This window comes from Methylocystis sp., from assembly GCF_050246715.1.
Taxonomy (GTDB): Bacteria; Pseudomonadota; Alphaproteobacteria; order Rhizobiales; family Beijerinckiaceae; genus Methylocystis.
This window is the reverse complement of sequence record NZ_JBFWVN010000002.1, coordinates 132,881-152,098: the sequence shown is the minus strand read 5'-3', so window position 1 is coordinate 152,098 and position 19,218 is coordinate 132,881. Positions and strand designations below refer to the sequence as shown.

Annotated in this window: 15 protein-coding genes, 1 other RNA gene and 1 pseudogene; 6 read left to right on the top strand and 11 right to left on the bottom strand. The window is 63.8% G+C overall.

The window, feature by feature from the left end; all coding sequences use genetic code 11:
* Positions 1-2: 2 nt before the first annotated feature.
* From mraY to rnpB, 7 genes are all read right to left on the bottom strand, one after another.
* Positions 3-1,085 (bottom strand): phospho-N-acetylmuramoyl-pentapeptide-transferase, encoded by a 1,083-nt coding sequence (gene mraY / locus AB7I51_RS02000; RefSeq protein WP_428403166.1) that lies wholly within the window; start codon positions 1,083-1,085, stop codon positions 3-5.
* A gap of 9 nt (positions 1,086-1,094) precedes the next feature.
* On the bottom strand, positions 1,095-2,513 hold the full coding sequence (locus tag AB7I51_RS01995; protein ID WP_428403167.1) for a UDP-N-acetylmuramoylalanyl-D-glutamyl-2,6-diaminopimelate--D-alanyl-D-alanine ligase: 1,419 nt from the start codon (positions 2,511-2,513) through the stop codon (positions 1,095-1,097).
* On the bottom strand, positions 2,510-3,961 hold the full coding sequence (locus AB7I51_RS01990; protein WP_428403168.1) for a UDP-N-acetylmuramoyl-L-alanyl-D-glutamate--2,6-diaminopimelate ligase: 1,452 nt from the start codon (positions 3,959-3,961) through the stop codon (positions 2,510-2,512). The genes AB7I51_RS01995 and AB7I51_RS01990 overlap by 4 nt, the downstream gene beginning before the upstream one ends.
* Complete coding sequence (locus AB7I51_RS01985; RefSeq protein WP_428403169.1) at positions 3,961-5,736, bottom strand: peptidoglycan D,D-transpeptidase FtsI family protein; 1,776 nt, start codon at positions 5,734-5,736, stop codon at positions 3,961-3,963. The genes AB7I51_RS01990 and AB7I51_RS01985 overlap by 1 nt, the downstream gene beginning before the upstream one ends.
* The gene (gene ftsL, locus AB7I51_RS01980) at positions 5,733-6,140 is read right to left on the bottom strand and encodes a cell division protein FtsL (RefSeq protein ID WP_428403170.1); all 408 of its coding nucleotides are present in this window, start codon (positions 6,138-6,140) and stop codon (positions 5,733-5,735) included. Before ftsL ends, AB7I51_RS01985 begins: the two co-directional genes overlap by 4 nt.
* The gene (rsmH, locus tag AB7I51_RS01975) at positions 6,140-7,144 is read right to left on the bottom strand and encodes a 16S rRNA (cytosine(1402)-N(4))-methyltransferase RsmH (RefSeq protein WP_428403171.1); all 1,005 of its coding nucleotides are present in this window, start codon (positions 7,142-7,144) and stop codon (positions 6,140-6,142) included. The genes ftsL and rsmH overlap by 1 nt, the downstream gene beginning before the upstream one ends.
* A gap of 305 nt (positions 7,145-7,449) precedes the next feature.
* An RNA gene (rnpB, locus tag AB7I51_RS01970) (RNase P RNA component class A) lies at positions 7,450-7,830 on the bottom strand.
* Positions 7,831-8,033: 203 nt separating this feature from the next.
* Between rnpB and AB7I51_RS01965 the strand changes: the two are divergent.
* The 4 genes and pseudogenes from AB7I51_RS01965 to AB7I51_RS01950 form a co-directional block, all read left to right on the top strand.
* Positions 8,034-9,008 (top strand): annotated as a pseudogene (locus tag AB7I51_RS01965) (NAD(P)/FAD-dependent oxidoreductase); the annotation flags it as partial.
* A gap of 6 nt (positions 9,009-9,014) precedes the next feature.
* A complete protein-coding gene (locus AB7I51_RS01960; RefSeq protein ID WP_428406103.1) occupies positions 9,015-9,296 on the top strand; it encodes a hypothetical protein in 282 nt (93 codons plus the stop codon).
* A 93-nt stretch (positions 9,297-9,389) separates the two neighbouring features.
* On the top strand, positions 9,390-11,633 hold the full coding sequence (locus tag AB7I51_RS01955) for a primosomal protein N' (RefSeq protein WP_428404604.1): 2,244 nt from the start codon (positions 9,390-9,392) through the stop codon (positions 11,631-11,633).
* Positions 11,634-11,773: 140 nt separating this feature from the next.
* The gene (locus tag AB7I51_RS01950; RefSeq protein ID WP_428404605.1) at positions 11,774-12,049 is read left to right on the top strand and encodes a hypothetical protein; all 276 of its coding nucleotides are present in this window, start codon (positions 11,774-11,776) and stop codon (positions 12,047-12,049) included.
* 82 nt (positions 12,050-12,131) lie between these two features.
* Here the strand turns inward: AB7I51_RS01950 and hrcA are convergent, their stop codons facing one another.
* The 4 genes from hrcA to AB7I51_RS01930 all read right to left on the bottom strand — a co-directional run bounded on the left by hrcA (position 12,132) and on the right by AB7I51_RS01930 (position 16,887).
* The gene (gene hrcA / locus AB7I51_RS01945) at positions 12,132-13,217 is read right to left on the bottom strand and encodes a heat-inducible transcriptional repressor HrcA (protein WP_428404606.1); all 1,086 of its coding nucleotides are present in this window, start codon (positions 13,215-13,217) and stop codon (positions 12,132-12,134) included.
* Positions 13,218-13,300: 83 nt separating this feature from the next.
* Entirely contained in the window at positions 13,301-14,077 is a 777-nt protein-coding gene (locus AB7I51_RS01940) for an outer membrane protein (protein WP_428404607.1), read from the bottom strand.
* Positions 14,078-14,236: 159 nt separating this feature from the next.
* A complete protein-coding gene (locus tag AB7I51_RS01935) occupies positions 14,237-15,511 on the bottom strand; it encodes a glycosyltransferase family 4 protein (protein WP_428404608.1) in 1,275 nt (424 codons plus the stop codon).
* 98 nt (positions 15,512-15,609) lie between these two features.
* Positions 15,610-16,887, bottom strand: a complete 1,278-nt coding sequence (locus AB7I51_RS01930) for a glycosyltransferase (RefSeq protein WP_428404609.1) — start codon at positions 16,885-16,887, stop codon at positions 15,610-15,612.
* A 143-nt stretch (positions 16,888-17,030) separates the two neighbouring features.
* On the opposite strand from AB7I51_RS01930, the gene AB7I51_RS01925 reads away from it, so the two are divergent.
* Both AB7I51_RS01925 and AB7I51_RS01920 read left to right on the top strand, forming a co-directional pair.
* The gene (locus AB7I51_RS01925; protein ID WP_428404629.1) at positions 17,031-17,924 is read left to right on the top strand and encodes a hypothetical protein; all 894 of its coding nucleotides are present in this window, start codon (positions 17,031-17,033) and stop codon (positions 17,922-17,924) included.
* 119 nt (positions 17,925-18,043) lie between these two features.
* Positions 18,044-19,210: an LptF/LptG family permease gene (locus AB7I51_RS01920; protein WP_428404610.1), complete on the top strand. Its 1,167-nt coding sequence runs from the start codon at positions 18,044-18,046 to the stop codon at positions 19,208-19,210.
* Positions 19,211-19,218 lie beyond the last annotated feature (8 nt).

The window sequence follows — 19,218 nt, the reverse complement described above, 5'->3', positions numbered from 1 at the left end:
CGTCACCTCAGTTTCAACGTCGCAAGGCCCATGAGGGCCAGCACGAAGGCGATGATCCAGAAGCGAATGACGATTTGAGGCTCTTTCCAGCCCTTCTGCTCGAAGTGATGATGAATGGGCGCCATCAGGAAAATGCGCTTCTTGGTGAGCTTGAAATAGACGACCTGGATGATCACCGACGCGCCTTCCAGAACGAAAAGGCCGCCGACGATGACGAGCACGAATTCCTGCTTCACCGCCACCGCCACCGAGCCGACGAGTCCGCCCAGCGCCAGCGAACCGGTGTCGCCCATGAATATTTGCGCAGGCGGCGCGTTGAACCACAGAAAGCCGAGGCCGGCGCCGATGAACGCCGAACAGACGATGGTCAATTCGCCGACGCCCGCCACGTAATTGACGCCGAGGTAGTTCGAAAAGATCGAATTGCCGACGAGATAGGCGAAGATCGCGAAGGCGCCGGCGGCGATCATCGACGGCACGATGGCGAGCCCGTCGAGCCCGTCGGTGAGATTGACGCAATTGCCCGCCGAGACGATGACGAATGCGCCAAACAGGATGAAATAGGGGCCGAGCGTCGCGACATAGCCCTTGACCATGGGAATGGCGAGCTTCGTCATATTCTCTCCGCCGCTATGCATCAGCGCGTAGCAGGCGAGGCCGGCGATCAGGAATTCGAGCGCCAGTCGAAGCTTGCCGGAAAAGCCGGCGTGCGACTGTTTGGTCACCTTGAGATAGTCGTCATAAAAACCGATGAGGCCGAAACCGACGGTGACGAAGAGCACGATCCACACATAGGAATTGCGCAGATTCGCCCAGAGCAGCGTCGCCGCCACCAATCCCGACAGAATCATCAGGCCGCCCATCGTCGGCGTGCCTTTTTTAGTCACGAGATGCGAGGCCGGTCCGTCCTCGCGGATCGGCTGCCCCTTGCCCTGCTTGATGCGCAACGCCGCAATCACGCCAGGTCCGAAGAAGAAGACGAAGAACAGCGCCGTCGCCGCCCCCATGGCGGCGCGAAAAGTGATGTAGCGGAAGATGTTTAGCGGACTGTAAAGGTAAGATAAGTCCGCAAGCAGCGTGAGCATCGTCTCTCCTCAGTTCGCCATTTCTTCGGCGAACGCGGTTTTCAAGGCCGAGACGATCCGCGACATCCGCGAACCATTGGAGCCTTTCACCATCACAACGTCGCCGGGCCGAACGGCGGAGAGAACCGCCTCTTCCAGTTCCAGCGGCGTCGCCCGATGCGCGCCGCGCATCTCATCAGGCGCGGCGTAACTCAGGCGCGACATCAACGGGCCGGAGGTGAATAGCAGATCAACCCTGGCGTCGATAAGGTCCTGGGCGAGCGCGGCATGCAGTTCGCCAGCCTGAGGCCCAAGCTCCAGCATGTCGCCCAAGACCGCGATCCGCCGGCCGCCGGCCCCTGTCGGCGCGCCGCCAAGCAGCTCCAGCGCCGCGCGCATCGAGGTGGGGTTGGCGTTGTAGCTTTCATCAATGAGCGTAAGCTCGCCATCTGGCGTCGATATTTTTTCGCGTTGGCCGCGTCCGGACGGCGGCGTGAAATCGGCGAAGGCCGACGCCGCTTCCTCCAGATCGACGTCAAAAACGGCCCCAACGAGCAGCGCCGCCAGCGCGTTGACGGCGAGATGCTTGCCCGGCGCGCCGATGCGGAAGCGCAGTCGCCGCTCGAGAATTTCCGCCTCGACCAGCGCGCCTTCGCCGGCCGGCGCGTAAGACAGCAGCCGCGCGTCAGCGCCTTCCGTCTCGCCAAAACCGAAGACATGGCTGGCGCTTAGCGCAGCCGCCGCGGCGAGACGCTCGTAAAAACCATCGTCGCGGTTGATGATTGCGACGCCGCCGTCGAGCGCGGAGAAGATTTCGGCTTTGGCGTCTGCGATATTTCCAATCGATCCGAAATATTCGAGATGGACCGGCGCGATACGGGTGACGACGGCGACATGGGGCCGAACCTGAGCGACGAGCGCGGCGATCTCGCCCGCGTGATTCATGCCGAGTTCGAACACGCCGAAATTCGACTCCGCCGGCATGCGCGCGAGCGTCAACGGCACGCCCCAATGATTGTTGTAAGACGCCGTCGACGCATGGGTGGCGCCGAAGCGCGACAGCATGAGCCGGGTCATATCCTTCGTCGACGTCTTGCCGACCGAACCTGTGATCGCGGCAACGAAAGCGCCGGTGCGTTCGCGCGCGCGCCGACCGAGCGATTCGAGCGACTGCTGCACGTCCTTGACTACGAAGAGCGGGCCGGCGCCGGAAAGCTCGGCAGCATGCGCTTCGTCGATCACCGCCGCCGCCGCGCCCTTCTCGAACGCCGCCCGCACGAAGTCATGGCCGTCGCGCGTTTCACCCTTGATGGCGACGAACAGGTCTCCGGGCTGAAGCGTGCGCGTGTCGATGGAAACGCCGTGTGCTTCGCGCGCAAGGCCGCCGCTGGCGCGCGCGCGAAGCGCGCCGACCAGCGCCAATCCTGACCACAGCGGCTTTCCGGTCATGAATGATGCTCCTTAAGCGCCTGCGCGATCGCCTCATGATCGGAGAAAGGCAGAACGCGCCCGCCGACGATCTGCCCGGTCTCGTGACCTTTTCCCGCCACGACAAGCGCGTCGCCCGTGTGAAGTTTACTAACGGCGCTGGCGATCGCCGCGCGACGGTCCCCAATCTCGATGATTTGCGCTGCGCCGCCGCGGGTTCCTTCCAGAATTTCTGCGCGAATGGCGGCCGCGTCCTCGCTGCGCGGATTGTCGTCGGTGACGATGGCGACATCAGCGGCGCGGGCGACGATTTCGCCCATCAGCGGGCGTTTGCCGCGGTCGCGGTCGCCGCCGCAACCGAAGACGACAATCAGGCGATTTTTTGTCAACGGCCGCAAAGTGGCGAGCACTTTCTCCAGCGCGTCAGGCTTATGCGCATAGTCGACGAAAATCGGCGCGCCCTCGCGCTGGCCGACGAGTTCGAGACGCCCCGGCGCGCCTTTGAGAGCTTCGAGCGCCGCAAAAACCCGCCGCGGGTCATTGCCGCTCGCGATCGCAAGGCCGGCGGCGACGAGGGCGTTCGACACCTGAAACGCGCCAGCGAGCGGCAGCTTCGCTTCATATTCGACGCCCTCATAGCTTAGCCGCAAGGAAGTGGCGAGGGCCGACGGCGCCGCCGACAGCAGCCTGATCGCTTCTCCCTTCAAACCGACGCTGAAAATCTTGAGGCCGCGCGCTCGGCAGATTTCCATCACGCGAGGCGCGACATCACTGTCGGCGTCGATCACCGCGGTCTGGCCGGGACGCATCAGCGTATCGAAGAGCCGCATCTTCGCCGCGAAATATTCGTCCATGTCAGCGTGATGATCGAGATGGTCGCGCGAAAAATTAGTGAAGCCGGCGACATCGACGCGCATGCCGTCGAGGCGGCGCTGATCGATGCCGAGCGACGACGCTTCCATCGCCAGATGCGTCACGCCGCGCCCCGCAAGATCGTCAAGGGTCTGGTGCAGCTCGACCGGTCCGGGCGTCGTCAGCGCGCCATAATGCGCGCCGCGCGAATCGACGATTCCGACGGTGCCGAGCGAGGCCGCCTCATGACCGAGCACGGCCCAGATTTGGCGCAAGAAGGCGACGACCGAGGTCTTGCCGCTCGTTCCGGTGACGGCGGCGATGGTTGACGGCTGACGAGGAAAGAATCGCGCCGCGGCAAGCGCCAGCGCGCGCCGAACGTCGTCGACGACAACAAGCGGCAACGAACATTCGCCAGCGCGCCGCGCGACGACGACGCAGGCGCCGCGCGCGGCGGCGTCGGCGACATAGGACATGCCGTCGCCGGCATGACCAGGTATGGCGAAGAATGCGAAGCCGTCGCGCGCCATTCGACTGTCGGCCGTCAGGCCGGCGATCTTGAGCCCGCGCAAGGCGGGCTCAAGGTCAGGCGTCGCAAGCAGTTCGGACAGCAGCATCAATGCCCTCCCCCGCCGCGGGCGGGAACATTGGCATAGCCATAACCCAATTTGGCGAGGAGGGGGAAAGGCTGGTGCGGCGGCTCGAAGCGCGGGGCGAGTCCGAGGATCGGACCGACTCGCTCGACGATCTCGCCCGTCACATGCCCGGCGTTATAGGCGGCCGTCGCATAGCCGCCGGTTTCCGGCAGGCCCTGCGGTTCATCCATGATGGTGAGGAACAGATATTTCGGCTTGTCCGCGGGGGCGACGGCCATGAAGGTGTTAAACAGCTTGGTCTTCGAATAATGCCCGTTGATGACCTTTTCCGCCGTGCCGGTCTTGCCGCCAACGAAATAGCCGGCGATATTGACTTTTCGCGCCGTGCCGATTTCGGCGTTGAGGCGCATCAGATAGCGCATCGCCTCGCTCGTCTCAGGCCTTATCACGCGTTCGGCGCCGTCCTTGGCTTCCGCCTCGCCGCGCTTGATAAAGGTCGGCGTAATCAGATACCCGCCGTTCATCAGCGCGCCGACCGCCATCATCGCCTGGAGCGGCGCCACCGCGAGGCCGTGACCGAAGGCGATGGTCATGGTGTTCAGCTCGCCCCACTTTTTCGGCACGATCGGCTCGGCGCTTTCGGGCAGTTCAGTGCGCATGCGGGTAAGCTGGCCCATCTTGCGCAAAAACGCCTTGTGCCGCTCGACGCCCTGGCCCATCGCCATGCGCGCGGTGCCGACGTTGGACGAATAAGTGAAGACTTCCGGCACGGTGAGCGCGCGATTTTGCGCGTGATAATCATGGATCTTAAAGCGGCCGAACGACAGCACGCCGCGCGCGTCGAGTCTTGAATTGAGATTGACCTTGCCGGAGTCGAGCGCCATCGCGATGGTCAGCGCCTTGAAGGTCGAGCCCATCTCATAAACGCCGACGTTCATGCGGTTGATATGGATGGGATCGAGCGCTTCCGTCGGCTTGTTCGGATCATAGTCGGGCAGCGACGCCAGCGCGATCACTTCTCCGGTGTTGACGTCCATGATCGCCGCGGCGCCGGCCTTCGCCTTGAAATGCGCGACGCTTTTCTCGAGTTCGTCGCGCAGCGCATGCGTCGCGCGCATGTCGAGCGAAAGCGACACCGGCTTCAGTTCCTCGGGCGTCACGCCAAAGCCGGCGCCGTGCAGATCGGCAAGCCCCTGCCCGTCGATGTATTTTTCGATGCCGGCGATGCCTTGATTGTCGATATTGGCGAAGCCGAGCACATGCGCGCCGATCGGCCCATTGGGATAGACGCGCTTGTTTTCGGCGATCAGTCCGACGCCCGGCAGTCCAAGATGGAAAACTTCGTCGCGCTGATGCGGCGTCACTTCGCGCTTTACCCACACGAAGCCTTTTCTCGATCCGAGCCGCTCGCGCAATTCGCGCGAGTCGAGTCCCGGCACAGCGGCGGTCAACAGCTCGGTCGCTTCATCCTTGTCGATGATGCGGCGCGGCTCGGCGAAGACCGACATCACCTTCACGTCGCTGGCGAGCACCTCGCCGTTGCGATCGAGAATGTCCGGACGCGACGCGGCGACGGCTTCCGCCGCAGCCCGCCGCGTGGTCGCCGCTTCCGGCTTGAAGCCCAGATAGATGAGCTTGATCGCGATCACCCCGTAGAGCGCCAGAAAGCCCAGGGCGGCGAGCCGCATGCGCGGCGCGCTCAAATCGAGGCTTGTCGAAAACATGGCGCGCAGCAGCGCCTGCATCTCGCGCATTCGAGAAAGCGATGGTGGCGGATCGCGCATGGTCTGCGTCATGGCTTGGGTCGCTCTTGTCCTTGCGCTTTGGGCGTCGTTGTCGACGCGCCGCCGGAGACGGGCGGCGTCGCCGGCATGCTCAATCCAAGTGAGTCGAGCTTCTCGCCGATCGAGTCGACGCGCGCCGATCTTTCGGGGAGCGATTGGGCGGAAACGATCTGGGTCGCATCGACCTGTTTCATGCCGGAGAGATACTTGTCAGCGAGCTGCTGAATGCGCTCGGGCCGGGTCATATAGGCCCATTCGGCGCGCAGCACCGCGATCGCGTCGCGTTCCTGCCTGATCTCGATCTTGGTTTTCGTAATCTGCTCGGCGCGATAGCTCGTCTGATATTTGATCGAATAGGCGTAGACCGCCGAACCGACCAGGACCACGATCGCAACGATGTTGAGGAATCGCAGCATCAGGCTTTTCCCTTGTCGCGATCGGGCAGGCGAGAAAGCCGCGCGAGCCTCGCGTCGAGCGGATGCCGCGCCGCCGCCGTGCGCGTCGCATAGCGCAGCTTGGCCGAACGCGCGCGCGGATTGGCCGCCGTCTCGGCGGATGTCGGCGTGATGGGCTGGCGGCCCTGGCAGACGAAACTCGGCGCCGGCGGCGCCGTTTCGCCGGGAAGGCGGCGAGAGCCGGTTTCGCCCCGTCCGCAGCGTTCTGCGAGAAACTGCTTGACGATGCGATCCTCAAGGGAATGAAAGGTCACGACGACAAGCCGGCCGCCTTCGCCGAGCAGCCGTTCGGCGCCGACGAGGCCGTTCAGCAATTCTTCGAGTTCTTCATTGACCGCAATGCGCAGCGCCTGGAAGCTCTTCGTCGCCGGATGAATGTCGCCCGGACGATTGGGCGCGACGCGCTCGATCAGTCCGGCGAGCGCTTTCGTCGTTTCGAACGGCGCGATGTTGCGGTCATGGACGATGGCGCGGGCGATGCGCCGCGCGGCGCGCTCTTCGCCGTAAAAATACAGAATGTCGGCGAGCGTCTCTTCATCCGCCTCATTGACGATGTCGGCGGCGCTGCGGCCCTGCCCGCCCATGCGCATGTCGAGCGGCCCCTCGGCGCGAAAGGAAAAGCCGCGCTCAGCTTCGTCGAACTGCATCGACGAGACGCCGATATCGAAGACGATTCCGTCGACCGGTGCGAAGCCTTGCGCGCGCGCAATATCTTCGAGCTGGGAAAAGCGCGCTTCGACAAGCGTGAGCCGTCCGCGCATCTCTTCGACGAGCGAAGCGCCGGCCGTCACCGCCGTCCGATCGCGATCAAGCGCGAGCACGCGCGTATCCGGCTCTGCAAGCATGGCGCGCGTATAGCCGCCGCCGCCGAAGGTCGCGTCGACATAGCGTCCGCCGCGCCGCACGCCGAAAACGGCGATCGCCTCATCGCGCAGCACCGGAATATGCGTCCCTGCGGACGTCATCGGCATGCTCCTCATCAGGCGGCGCGCGGCGCGAGGCGGCCGGCGGCGCGACGCCAAGCGTCCCGCGCGCGCAGGCGCGTCGAGACGGCGTATTTGCGGCTGGGCGGTTTTAATCGACATGGAACCGCGAGGCGTCGGGAGCAGGCGGGTCGCCACGCGCCGAATTCGGCAACCGGCTTCATTAGGCTTTTTTATCGTTAAGGGAGCGTTTACGGTAGCTTCGAATTTGGCGGCCTCGTGGCGGCGAAGAGCGATGCAAAGCTTCCCTGCCGCAATTTTTGATTGACGACAAAATCGTCGATGTGAGCGCCAGTCGGCCTGTAAGCCGGGTTCTGTACGTCCTTTGCAGAACGTGACGACCATTCCTCTGGGACGGACGTTGCCGCCCGCCTCAAGCAACCAACCCGGGCGACAATCCCGGAGACGGGTCGAAGACGCAAAGCTTGCGCTTTTAGGCCTTCCGTCGCCCCTATTCGGTCTTGCTCCCGGCGGGGCTTGCCGTGCCCCGAACGTCGCCGCTCGGGCGGTGCGCTCTTACCGCACCCTTTCACCCTTACCGCTTGCGCGGCGGTTTGCTTTCTGTGGCGCTATCCCTGGGGTCGCCCCCGCCGGACCTTATCCGGCGCCGTGTCTCCGTGGAGCCCGGACTTTCCTCTGCTTAACGCAGCGGCCGTCCAGCCGACTGGCGTAATGAGGGATAGGCGCCCAAGCGACGGAATGCAAGACTGGCGAAATCGCGAGCGCGACGCCTGCAGTTGCGGATTTTTATTCCGCGTCTCGAAATCGGCGAGATGGTCGCGGAAACTGGAACCTTGCAGGCGTTTTAGCGCTTAAAGTCCCAGTCGCATGCGCGGCTTGATCATAGCGGCGACAAGTTTTTCCCGGACGGTTCGTCATGCCGCAAAGCAGCGCCGCCAAGAGAGACCCCCGTGTCGTCATCATCGGCGGCGGCTTCGCCGGCATCGCGGCGGCCCAGGCGCTCGCCGGGTCCGGCGCGCGTATAACGATATTGGACAGCACCAATCATCACTGCTTCCAGCCCCTACTCTATCAGGTCGCGACCGCGGCCCTAGCCGCGCCGGAAGTCGCCTGGCCGATACGTCATGTCATGCGGCGCCAGAAGGACGCAACCGTGCCGATGCTCACGGTCACCGGCGTCGATGCCGCGCGCAAAGTCGTCGCGACCAAAACATGCGAGATCGGCTATGACTTTCTCGTCGTCGCGACGGGGGCGACGCATTCCTATTTCGGCCATGACTGGGAGAGTTTGGCGCCAGGGCTGAAAACCATCGCCGACGCAGCGCGCATCCGCCGCAGACTGCTTCTGGCATTCGAACGCGCGGAGATCAGCGCCGATCCGATCGAGCGCGAGCGGCTGCTCACCATCATCATCGTCGGCGGCGGTCCGACGGGCGTCGAACTTGCCGGCGCCATTTCGGAACTCGCCCAGCGAACGCTCCCGCCTGAGTTTCGCCGCGCCGATCCGAGGAAGGCGCGCATCATCCTGCTCGAAGCAGGGCCTCGCATTCTGGAAAGCTTTCCCGAACGGCTTTCGCAATATGCACGCAATTCGCTCGAAAGAAACGGTGTCGACGTGCTGACGGACATGCCAGTCGATCACATTTTCGAAGACAGAATTGTCGCGGGAGAGAAGGAGATCGCCGCCGGCGCGATTCTCTGGGCCGCCGGCGTGCAGGCGTCGCCCGCGGCGAATTGGCTGGGCGTCGACGGCGATCGCAGCGGGCGCATTGCGGTGAATGGGGACCTAACGGTTCCCGGCCTGCCCGACGTCTATGTGATCGGGGATCTCGCGTTTCTGACGGGTCCCGACGGGGCGCCGGTTCCGGCGCTCGCCGCTGCCGCCAAGCAAATGGGCAAATACGCCGGACGCGCCATCCGGTTGCGTCTCAAGGGGTGCTCGCCGCGCAAACCCTTCCGCTATCGCGACTACGGCAGTCTGGCGACAATCGGCCGCAACTCGGCGATCGTCAAACTGGGACGGCTGGAATTGACCGGGTTCCCCGGCTGGCTGTTCTGGAGCATCGTGCATATTTATTTTCTGGTGAATTTGCGCAGCCGCATCTTCGTGGCGATGAGTTGGATCGCGACCTATCTGACGAGCCATCGCGGCGCCCGGCTGATTATCCGCTGAGACAATCCGAGCATGGCGCGAAAACGAACCGTCATTGCCACCGCTAGCGCTGCAAGATTTCCGCTCGAGAGCGGAATGGATTAAATCCTCCACATGAATGCGGCGCAGGACGAGGAAGAACGAGCGCGAGTCGTCGACATCTTGGCGCCCGTCGCGGTCGACTCGACCTATTCCTATCTCGCGCCGGCGGCGATGCGTCTTCAGCCCGGCGACAGCGTCCGGGCGCCGCTCGGACGCCGCGAGGCCTATGGCGTCGTCTGGTCGATCGACGGCGGTTCCCCTCCGGGCGGCAATCTCAAGACGGTCAGCGCCCGGCTCGACCGTCCGCCGCTCTCGCGAAAACTGCGCGACTTCATCGACTGGCTGGCGCGTTACACGCTGACGCCGCGCGGCATGGCGCTGCGCCTCGCCACAAGGGCCGCGGAAGACGCCGGACCGGAAGCGCCGCGCACGCTCTATTGCGCCAGCGGCGCGGCGCCGGAACGATTGACGCCGACGCGCGCGCGCGTCCTCAAGGCTGCGGAAGGCGGCGTCGCATTCGCCAAGAAAGCGCTTGCCGAAGCCGCCGCCTGCTCGACCGGCGTCATCGACGCGCTCGTTGACGAAGGCGCGCTGGAGGCGGTCGCCGCGCCGCCAGAGCCGATTGCGCCACCGCTTGATCCCTTGTTCGCAACGCCGGTATTGGAGCCCGCGCAGCAAGAAGCCGCCGACGCGCTGAAGACGGCACTTTCGTCGCAGACGTTCAAGCCCTTTCTGCTCGAAGGCGTCACCGGCTCCGGCAAAACCGAAGTCTATTTCGACGCGATCGCCGCGACCCTACAGGCCGGCGGACAGGCGCTGGCGATGATGCCGGAAATCGCGCTCACCACTCAATTTCTCGAGCGCTTCGCTTCGCGTTTCGGCGAGAGGCCGGCCGAATGGCATTCTGGCGTCAGCGCCCGCAAACGCGCGCGCATCTGGCGCGGCTGCGCGACCGGCGACGTGCGTGTGGTCGTCGGCGCGCGCTCGGCGCTGTTCCTGCCCTTTTCGAAACTGCGGCTGATCGTCGTCGATGAGGAGCATGAAGGCGCCTATAAGCAGGACGACGGCGTGAGCTATCACGCGCGCGACATGGCGGTGGTGCGCGCGCGGATGGAGGAAGCGACGATCGTCCTCGCCTCGGCGACGCCCTCGATCGAAACCCGCGTCAACGCCATGCGCGGACGCTACGGCTATCTTAAGCTCGATTCACGGGCGCGCGCGCGGCTGATGCCGACGCTCGAAGCGATCGACATGCGCAAGGAAGGCCCGCCGCGCGGCAGATGGATCGCCCCACGCCTCGCTTTGGCGGTCGGCGAAACGATCGCGCGCGGCGAGCAGGCGCTGCTCTTTCTCAATCGGCGCGGCTATGCGCCGCTGACGGTCTGCCGCACATGCGGCCATCGCTTCCGCTGCGCACAATGCGACGCCTGGTTGGTTGAGCATCGCTTCCGCCGCGCGCTGATGTGCCATCATTGCGGCCATGTTGAGCGCCGGCCCGACGTCTGCCCCGAATGCGGCAGCGAAGATTCGCTCGCCGCCTGCGGACCCGGCGTCGAGCGACTCGCCGAAGAAGCGGCGACGCTCTTTCCCAACGCCCGCATCCTGGTTCTTTCGTCGGATTTCCCTGGCGGCGCCGAGCGGCTGCGGCGCGAATTAGAGGAGATCGCAAATGGCGCCTTCGACATCGTCATCGGCACGCAACTCGTCGCCAAGGGCCATAATTTTCCTTATCTCACGCTCGTCGGCGTGATTGACGCGGATTTAGGTTTGGGCAGCGGCGACCCGCGCGCCGCTGAGCGCACGTTTCAACTTCTCAATCAGGTGACAGGACGCGCCGGTCGCGGCGACAGGCCGGGACGCGCGCTGATCCAGACCTTTCAGCCGTCGCATCCGGTGATCGAGGCGCTGCTCTCTGGAGACGCGGAGAAATTCTACGCGCAGGAGATCGCCGTGCGCGAGCGCGCCGGACTTCCGCCCTTCGGCCGTCTCGCGGCGCTGATCGTTTCCGCCAAAGACGCCGCCACGGCGGAAGCGCATGCGCGCGCGCTGGCCAGAGCCGCGCATGAATTGCCGCCATCGCCGCGCTACAGCGTCGCCGCGCCCGGCGCATGGCCCGAGGAAAATGAAATCACCCTGCTTGGCCCTGCGGAAGCGCCGATCGCGCTGATCCGCGGCCGCTACCGATTTCGGTTGTTGGCGAAGGGACCGCGCGGCGCCGACATGCAGGCGTTTCTACGCGACATGCTCGCCACAGGACCTAAGGAGCGAGGCGGCGTGCGCGTTCAAATCGATGTCGACCCGCAAAGCTTCTCGTAAGCGACACTAATCGCAAGGCGAGAAATGAGATGACGAGTCTTGAACCGAAGTTGCAAACATCTAGTTAGCGGCTGGTGAGCGCATAGGCGACGGCGCTGCGCTCATATTTGCACACACGCAAAGAGCAGGAGGCGCAGAGCATGATCAAACATGTGAGAACCTGTCTTTTCGCCGCCTTGGCGGCGGGCGCGCTGGCTTACGGAGCGCCAGCGGCAAAAGCGATGCCGCTCGATAACAGCGTTTCACAGTCGGTCGATGATGCGACCGGCGTGCAAAAGGCGCTATGGGTCTGCCGCTACGGACGCTGCTGGTGGCGTCCGGGGCCGCGCTACTGGGGGCCGCGGCCTTATTGGCGCCGGCCCTACTGGCGTCGGCCTTATTGGCGTCGGCCCTACTGGCGCCGCCGCTACTGGTAGGAATTACGGATTGCGCAAGATGCGCCTGAGCGGACGTTGACGAAGGAAGACGGGAAGCGGCGCGCCTCCCGTCTTCGACCCATTATCCGCCGACGACGCGGGCGACGATCCTCGCTGTATAATCCACCATCGGAACGATACGCGCGTAATTGATCCTTGTCGGGCCGATGACGCCGAGCGCGCCGATGATCCGACGTTCGCTGTCGCGCAGCGGCGCGGCGATCATCGACGAGCCGGAAAGCGAGAAGAGCTTGTTCTCCGAGCCGATGAAGATGCGCACCCCTTCGCCCTGTTCGGCGCGCTCCAGGAGATCGATGACCTCGGTCTTTGTCTCCAGATCGGCGAACAGCAGCCGAACGCGTTCAAGATCGGCGGCGGCGGTCAGATCTTCGAGAAGATGCGCCTGACCGCGCACGATCAATTGCCGCGATTCGCCCATCGCGCCGGCCCAGGTCGCGAACCCCGCTTCGACGAGACGGGCGGCGAGTTCGTCGAGCTCCCTTTGCGCGGCCTGACGCGAGCTTTCAATGCTCGCTCTCGCCTCCGCGATGGTGCGACCGCAGACTCGCGCGTTCAGATAGTTCGCGGCTTCGGTCAGCGCCGAGGCCGGAAGATCGCGCGCGACGGGAATGACCCGGTTCTCGACCGATCCGTCGTCGGCGACCAAAATGACGAGCGCCCGCTCGGGCTCGAGCCGAACGAAATCAATCTGCTTTAGGCGCACATTATCCTTGGAGGCGACGACGACGCCGGCGACGCGCGTCAGGCCCGACAGCAAAGTCGTCGCTTCCGCGAGAACGCCGGAGAAATCATGGTCCTTAGACGCCGCTTCGACCTCGGCGGCGATCCGCGCGCGTTCGTTTTCTTCGACATCGCCAATCTGCAGCATGGAATCGACGAAAAAGCGCAGCCCAAGCTCGGTTGGGAGCCGACCCGCGCTGGTATGAGGCGCATAGATGAGGCCGAGTTCCTCAAGATCCTGCATGACATTGCGCACAGATGCAGGCGACAACGTCATCGGCAGAAGCCTGGCGAGGTTCCGCGAGCCGACCGGATCGCCGGAGGCAAGATAGCTGTCGACGATCTGCCGGAAAATTTCGCGGGCGCGGTCGCTAAGTTGCGCGAGGCTTAAAGCCGAAGGGTGGGCATGCGGCGGGTTGCGGATCATGGTTCGAGTCTATCGCATCCGGGCCCCAACGAAAAAGCCCGGCCGCGAGGCCGGGCTTCGTCGACGTCGGGGAGGACGGTCGATCAGATACCGAGTTCGGGCATGCCGATCAGCGCGCCGAAGCTCCTAATCTGATAATTGACGCCGACGCGGGCGATGTTCGTATCCAGGTGATTGCCGGTGGCGGTGCGGTAGGCGAACGGGAGGGCGATGCTCGCGCTGGAAGACCCGTTCATGCGGGTAAAGATATACTCCGCCTTGACGGTCCAGTTGTCGAGGATGGCGTATTCGACGCCGGCGCCAATGGCGAAACCCGCCTGCCACACGGACCGGTTGACAGCGAATCCCGACCCCCAAAACTGGCCATAAGGAAGCACCTTGCCATAGGCCAAGCCGCCGGTGATGTAAGGAAGAAACCGGCCGAAAGCGTAACCGAAGCGCAGACGCTCCATGCCAAGCCATTGCAGGCGGCTGCCGGCGCTAGCGCCAAAATAATACGCCCCAGTATTCGTCGGGTGAACATTGGCGTAGTTGAATTCGCTCTCGTAACCGACAACGACGTTGTTGGCGAACACCCAATTGTAGCCGTTCTGGTAGCCGACCAAATAGCCGCTCGTTCCGATCGAAGTCGTTGTTGGAATCGCGAGGAAGGGTCCGGGCGACAGCAGGTAGACCTGCGAATAATGGCTGGAGTCGCCGCCCGCGTAAGAGCCGCTGATGCCGATGTGGAAGCCTTCCCAGCTGAAAACCGGCGGCGGCGGAGGCGGCGGGGCCTTGTAGATCGGAAGGTCAGCCGCCGACACGGCGCTGACTGCCAACACTGACGCAAAGGCGCCGACAACAAAGCTTCTAAAAGACATCCGAGGCGCCTCCAATAAGCCCGTCCTCTCGGGACGAGCGGCAGTGTCAGAGGCAAAGTAGCATCATCAATCCTAAGACGTAATTAGCGCGACAGGGTGGAACGCCGTTTTCCCGGTGCCGTTGCCGATGCGCCACACCCTTGCGCAATGCACTGTTTCTCATGTCCTATTCTCTGCGCCGGCGCTGATCAGCGCCCCCGTCAGCACGCCGAGGCTGGCCTTGTAGGCGGCGAGCGAGAAGCGCGACTCGTAATAGCGGCGCGCCGGACTGACGCGACGCGCGGATTCGTCCAAAGGCGCGGTCGCTGCCGCACGGCTCAGCGCATCGGCGAATTCCGAAGCGGAATCGGCGATGACGACGCCCGGCAGGCGCAACGCCTCCTCATCCATCCCCCGCATCGCCTGCGTGGTCGCGATCAGCGGCAGACCGCTCGACAACGCTTCGACCGACTTGATCGAAAGACCGGTGCCGCTGATCGTCGGCAGCAGAGCGATTCGCGCATTGGCATAGACCGCGCGCGGATCGTCGACCCGGCCCAGGAACCAATCCTTATACGCGGCGTATTGCTCAGGCGCCTTTGAGCGAATCGCGGCGTCGACATTGCCGACGATCTTCACTGCGACGCCCTGCGTCTTTGGCGCGACGTCGCGCAGGAACCAGATCACGCTTTCGACATTGGCGGCGTTGTTGCTCGCGACGAGAACAATGTCCGGTCCGCCAGGTCCGGTCGGCGCCTCGGGAATGGCTGGATAGAGCAGCGCATGGGCCTTCTCGGGCAGCAGCGCGCGAAAAGTCTCGGCCTCCTCAGCGTTGAGATGCAGCAAGAGATCGGCGCCGCGCATCGCTTCGAGTTCTCGCGCCAGCATCGACTCATAGGTGGCGCGGGGCGAAAGCCAGGGCATCGTTTCGTTGATCAGCGCGAATTGGCGCGCCTGCAGATCATGCGTGTCGAGCAGGATCGGGGCGGTCCCGCGAGACAGTCGGCGTGCGACCGGCATCAGAAAAAAATGATTGCAATGCACGAGATCGAAAATCGCGCCGTCGAGACCTGGCGACAGAATCGTGCGTTCCGCCATGCCGAGGCGCACTGCCGCCTGATCGCCATGGATATAGGGCCACAGCGCCTTGCCCAGAAATCGCGGCGAGAACACCGCGAAAAGCGGCGCGCCGCCATAAAAACGGGCGCCATCGTCAAGCTCCGGAGTCGCCCGATTGAACGCCTTCCATATCCACTTCCGGCCTGGAACGAAGCCCGGATCGGAACTGATTGCGATCGGAAAAACTTCGGCGCCCAGCGCGCGATAGGCGGCGATTTGGCCAAGGACGACGCGATAGGTGCCACAGGAGTGCCAAGCCGGATGGATGAGCGCGACACGCCGGCCGAGCAGCGGACGCGCAGCGCAGGCCGAGCGGTCACTCGATGAAACGCTCAACCCGATCCTCCGACTGGCGCGAGCCGCAGCCTAATCAGACTTTGAGCATTCCGACAATCTTCCGGCGCGCTCTTGAACGACCCGGAATGCGGCGATGTTCAGAGCTCGGCGGCGGCGGTCGCCAGGGCGCGCGCATAAGCCTCCTGGCTGAACGCGTCTTCATACAGGCGTCGGGTGTCGCTTCGCTCAGGCGACGGCGCATGTCCGCCTTCAGCCCGCGCCTGAGCGTCGCGCCACAGTTCCGCAAATTGCTGGGCGTTTTCGGCGAGCGCGACATTGCCCAATGTCGCCGGATCGACCTGCATGCCGCGAAACGCCAGCGGCGTCGCGACAAGCGGCACGCCGCAGGAGAGCGCCTCGACCGCCTTGATCGACAGGCCATGGCCTTCGACGGTGGGGAGCAGCACGCAGCCGGCGTTGGCGTAGACCGCGCCGATGTCGTCGACCCGGCCTTTGAACAGGCTGCGATGCGCTTCATAAAGACCTGCGTCGCGTCGCTTCACGCCGCCGTCGATGTTGCCGTAAATCGCGACGCGCGCGCCGCGCGCCAACGGGACGACTTCTTCCAGGAACCAGCGCAGGCTGACGTAATTGCCGTAATTGTCGCTCGCGACGATGATGACGTCGCGCCCGCGCGCCAATGGGGCCGACAGCACGGCCGGATAGATCAGCGCGTGCCGAAGCTCCGGCAGCAGCTTTTGGAAATCGCGATGCTCCTCTTCGTTGAGATGGGCGCAGAGATCGGCGCGGCGCATCCATGAGAGTTCGAGCTCGAGCATGTCGTCGTACGTCGCATAGGGCGGAATGAAGAATCCGCCCTTGTTGCGCAGCATATATTGGCGCGCCTGGATGTCCTGCGTCTCCAGAACCACCGGGACTTTACGCCCGCGCATCAGCGTCTCGACGAAAGGCAGCGTGAAATAATGATTGGCGTGAATGAAGTCGATCGTTTCGCTCTCGAATCCTTCCGGCAAAGGCGTGCGTTTGGCGAGTTCGATCAGCCATGACGCCTGATCGCCGTGGATCAGTCGCCACCAGCCATCGACGAGAAGTCGCGACGCCAATGCCGAGAATGGCGCGCCCGAATAATAGCGGCGGTCGGCGCCGATGTCCTGCGACGCTTCGATATAGGTCGGCCAGCGCGCCCCGCGCGGCGGGCGAGGCGCGAGATCGTCCATCATCGCCACGGAAATGACCCGCGCCCCGAGGGCCTTGTAAGCGGCGATCTGACCGACGTTCACCTGATAGCTGCCGCAACTGTGCCAGGCGGCATGAACGACGGCCACGGTCTTGCCGGCAAACGGGCGCGGCGTTGCGCCCAGGGACTGGTCTCGACCTGTCGCGGATGAGGAAATTTGGCTCATCGTATCAGACATGGCGCTGCGACATCGTGGTTGTCTCAAATTCCGTAACAAATTCGGACGCGTGGCCTCGCCGCTAACGGCGTCTCGAATCGGCTCTTCGCCCGTCACCGGACAGCCTCTTGCATTTGCCCGCCGTTTTCAAATACATCCCCTATATGAGGCCTCGCTTCCCAAATCCAGTCTTATCGCCCGAGAGCGCGGCGGCGCCAAGCGGCGTCCCGGCCAAGCGTTACGGCGTCGCCATCGTCGGCAACGACAAGATCATCGACTGGCTGTTGCCTTTCCTCGAAAGCTACCGCGACACCAATTCGTCATTGCCGCTTTATCTCATTCCCTATGACGACAATGTCGCCATGACGCGCCGCGCCGCGGAGATATACGGCGCGCATTACGTCGGCGAAGAACCGACCGAAATTGACAAGCTCTCGCATGAACTCTACCCCGGCGTCTTCAACAGCAACCGCCGTCGATTGAGAAAGCTTCAGGCGCTCGCGCTCCCGCTCGATGAAGTCGCCTATGTCGACGTGGACGTCATTTTGTTTCGCGACTTCACGCCGCTCTTCGGCCGGCTTGAAAAGGGCAAGATGGAGTTCATCGTCGCCTCGCCAAGCTTCGAATATGTCTACAACGACCGGCGCGACCGCTATCCCTTCTTGAAGGATGCGCTCCTCTTCAATGACGGCTTCTGGATCACCTCGAGTCAATATCTGAAGCTCTCGGACTTCATCGACACGATCCGCGACGACGCGGCGATCTTTCACGACGTGCGCAAACGCGGTCAGCTTTTCGCCCAGCCGCTCGTCAATTTCGTCACCCACCGGCGCGGCGTAAAAATCGAACTCTTGCCAAATGTGGTCTCCGGCGCTTCGCACGAAAGCTTCTACAAAGCGCCGGGCGTCGAATTCAAGAATGGCAAGCCGGTCGATTACGAAGGCAAGGAAATCTATTTCGCGCATTGGGCGGGCGCCACCGCTTTGCCCAAAAGTGGCGTTTTTGATCAGGCATGGACCGAATATTCGAAGGCCGCCTGGGCGAGGTTCAAACAGTGACGCCGCGCGCTTTGCTTCCCGCCCTGTATCGCAGCGAAGCGCCGCTTTCCGGCTTAAGCGACGCAGCGCGGATGCTGGTTTCCGCGCGAAACCGCGAACGATAAAGCGAAACGCCCGCCATGCCGCGCCTGCTGTTCCTCTATCTCTTCAAGCGCATCGGGTTTGGGCTGCTCGTCGTCCAGTTCGCACTCTCGATTCCCGTCGTCCTGTCCTATCTGCTTTACCAGCTGCCGCCCGCCGCGGTGCGCGGCGGCCTTGTCATCCCTGCCCTCATCGGCGTGACGCCGACCGTGGCCTTTGTGACGCTGCCGATGGCGGTCGGCGTCGCCACAGCGCTCGAATTCGGCCGCATGGCGAGCGAAGGCATGATCGCTGTCCTCTATGCCTTGCGCCTTTCGGTCTGGGCCATCTGTCGCCCGGCGCTGGTCTTGGCCTCGGGCGTGGTCGTCCTGGGCTATCTGCTCGCCAATTTCGCGGCGCCGCATTATTCGAGCGAAATGCAGGACGTGCTCAATGTGGTGCGCAATTCGCTCAACCACCGCATGCTCGACGCCGCGCATTTCTATACTTTCGATAATGGCGTGAAGACGCTCTACATCGAGCGCTGGGAAACGCCCGACCTTGCAGTCAACCTGTTCGTTCGCCAGCTTTCGGTCGAAAAGATGCAGGAAGAGACGGTGACCGCGGCGCGCGCCGAATTCCGGCGTAACGAATCAGGCGTCATTGTCGCGCTCTCCAACGGCAGCATCCAGACGCACTCGCTGACCACGAACGAGGTGCGCATCGCCAATTTCGACGAATACGCCATGGCGTTGCCGATGCAGGGCAGCGCGTCGCTGCCCGACCGGGGCTGGCGAGGGGTCTATGAATTGTCCGCTGGCGATTTTATCGCCAATTTCGCCACGGCGAAGCGCGATCCGCGCCAACTCGGAGAATGGATGGCCGAAGCGGCCAAGCGCTTCGGCGTGCCGACGCTCGCCATCGCCCATACGCTGCTCGCAATGGCGCTGGTTCTGACCTTCGGAAATATCACCGGCCGGCGCGGCGCGGCGGGCGGCCTTACCACGATCGCGGTTCCGGCAGTGCACATCGGCTTTCTGGTCGCGCTCGAATCGCTGCTGCGCCTCAACGGGCTGTTCGTCCTGCTGCTCGCCGCGGCCGCCGTCGCCGAAGTCGGTCTGTCTGTTTGGCTCATCACGCGGCTGAACTGGAGCACGAAACCACGCCGACTCTCCAGCGCTTGGAGCGCGGAGGCGACCGGCGCCTACGCCACGCCGCTCTTTTGAGCCTGCTC

Coding starts and splice junctions, on each gene's coding strand:
- AB7I51_RS01940 (WP_428404607.1), bottom strand. CDS start 14,077: ATGTCTTTTAGAAGCTTTGTTGTCGGCGCCTTTGCGTCAGTGTTGGCA.
- AB7I51_RS01920 (WP_428404610.1), top strand. CDS start 18,044: ATGCCGCGCCTGCTGTTCCTCTATCTCTTCAAGCGCATCGGGTTTGGG.
- AB7I51_RS01955 (WP_428404604.1), top strand. CDS start 9,390: ATGAATGCGGCGCAGGACGAGGAAGAACGAGCGCGAGTCGTCGACATC.
- ftsL (WP_428403170.1), bottom strand. CDS start 6,140: ATGCTGCGATTCCTCAACATCGTTGCGATCGTGGTCCTGGTCGGTTCG.
- AB7I51_RS01985 (WP_428403169.1), bottom strand. CDS start 5,736: ATGACGCAGACCATGCGCGATCCGCCACCATCGCTTTCTCGAATGCGC.
- AB7I51_RS01950 (WP_428404605.1), top strand. CDS start 11,774: ATGATCAAACATGTGAGAACCTGTCTTTTCGCCGCCTTGGCGGCGGGC.
- AB7I51_RS01925 (WP_428404629.1), top strand. CDS start 17,031: ATGAGGCCTCGCTTCCCAAATCCAGTCTTATCGCCCGAGAGCGCGGCG.
- rsmH (WP_428403171.1), bottom strand. CDS start 7,144: ATGACGTCCGCAGGGACGCATATTCCGGTGCTGCGCGATGAGGCGATC.
- AB7I51_RS01960 (WP_428406103.1), top strand. CDS start 9,015: ATGGGCAAATACGCCGGACGCGCCATCCGGTTGCGTCTCAAGGGGTGC.
- hrcA (WP_428404606.1), bottom strand. CDS start 13,217: ATGATCCGCAACCCGCCGCATGCCCACCCTTCGGCTTTAAGCCTCGCG.
- AB7I51_RS01995 (WP_428403167.1), bottom strand. CDS start 2,513: ATGACCGGAAAGCCGCTGTGGTCAGGATTGGCGCTGGTCGGCGCGCTT.
- mraY (WP_428403166.1), bottom strand. CDS start 1,085: ATGCTCACGCTGCTTGCGGACTTATCTTACCTTTACAGTCCGCTAAAC.
- AB7I51_RS01990 (WP_428403168.1), bottom strand. CDS start 3,961: ATGCTGCTGTCCGAACTGCTTGCGACGCCTGACCTTGAGCCCGCCTTG.
- AB7I51_RS01930 (WP_428404609.1), bottom strand. CDS start 16,887: ATGTCTGATACGATGAGCCAAATTTCCTCATCCGCGACAGGTCGAGAC.